The organism is Oleiphilus sp. HI0132 (assembly GCF_001635845.1).
Genome location: NZ_LWGJ01001633.1, coordinates 1 through 1,097, shown reverse-complemented (window position 1 = coordinate 1,097; position 1,097 = coordinate 1). Strand labels below are relative to the sequence as shown.

Genomic DNA, 1,097 nt, shown 5'->3' with positions numbered 1-1,097 from the left:
AGCTTGCAATCGAGCGATACAGCGGTCTTCAATGGCCTGCGATACCGGTATTCTGCGACATAGCCGGTGTCTATTTCTGGCGATAATCGGTTTATTTCATGTAGAATCCAGCGGCTGGCAGAAGTAACCGTTGCCTTATCATAAAGATTATTGCTGCGAAAAAAATCTTGTAATCGCTTTACAATTAGTTTCAATACATGCCGATGATCGTTCTTTACTTCAAATTGCCAGCTTCGAGTATTTGGTACGCTATCTACCACTTCTTGTAGGTGTGGAATGTAACAGGGAGAGTGCCAGCCTGGTGTATTATGTCGGGAATCAACTTTGCTTAGAAAAGAATAGGGATAATGAGCTATCTTGCCTTGCAGGTTGCTTGTGCGTGACAAATTTCGGTCGTGATAGACTACCAACTCTCCATCTGAAGATAATTGAATGTCTAACTCGAAATCCAAACAGCCATTTGATTGAGCATGAATAAAGCCCGTTACAGTGTTTTCCGGCGCTTCGTTCCGAGCACCTCTATGTCCGATAATTATCATTTATGACGTCCGTTCTAAAACTAAGTGCTATATATTACTAGCTTCGTGTTTCGCTTTGATGAACAGGGTGTGAGGTATATAAATCAAATCACTGACCTTTCTGATCAGGTGCTCTTCATAACGATCAATATCGCTATCAGCGTAAGCAATTTTCCACATCGCAAGAATTAAGCGATATTTTGAGTCGCTATCAAACTTTTTATTTATAAGGTCGGTATGTTCCCAAAGCGAGGTGGCAGAGCGAGATAGTTCGCGCGCTTCACGGATTAAAGCGTCAGTGTCACTGATTGAAAGCTGAAACGCAGATGCACAATGCTCTTGAAGTACCAGCCACTCAGACTCGGTTTGTTTATGGTCCGCATTAATAACCTCAATTAATAATGCGGTAGCAACTGTAGAAATGTCAGTTTCAGATAGTGCTTGGTCTTGATTTGATTGTGTTATTTTGGCAATTAAACGCTGAATCATTCTGGGTGGTCTCTGAGCAAGCCTTCTAAGGCTACTTGGTCAATAGCAAATTTTCTGATGCCTTCAGCTAGTTTTTCAGTTGCCATTGGA

General features: G+C 41.8%; 2 protein-coding genes. Both read right to left on the bottom strand.

Annotated features, from left to right (window positions below; translation table 11 throughout):
- Window positions 1-539 (bottom strand): glycerophosphodiester phosphodiesterase (locus tag A3766_RS25165; RefSeq protein ID WP_068634528.1); only part of this gene is annotated, 539 nt, incomplete at its 3' end.
- 27 nt (window positions 540-566) lie between these two features.
- The gene (locus tag A3766_RS25160; protein ID WP_068506495.1) at window positions 567-1,007 is read right to left on the bottom strand and encodes a TerB family tellurite resistance protein; all 441 of its coding nucleotides are present in this window, start codon (window positions 1,005-1,007) and stop codon (window positions 567-569) included.
- Window positions 1,008-1,097: the final 90 nt, after the last annotated feature.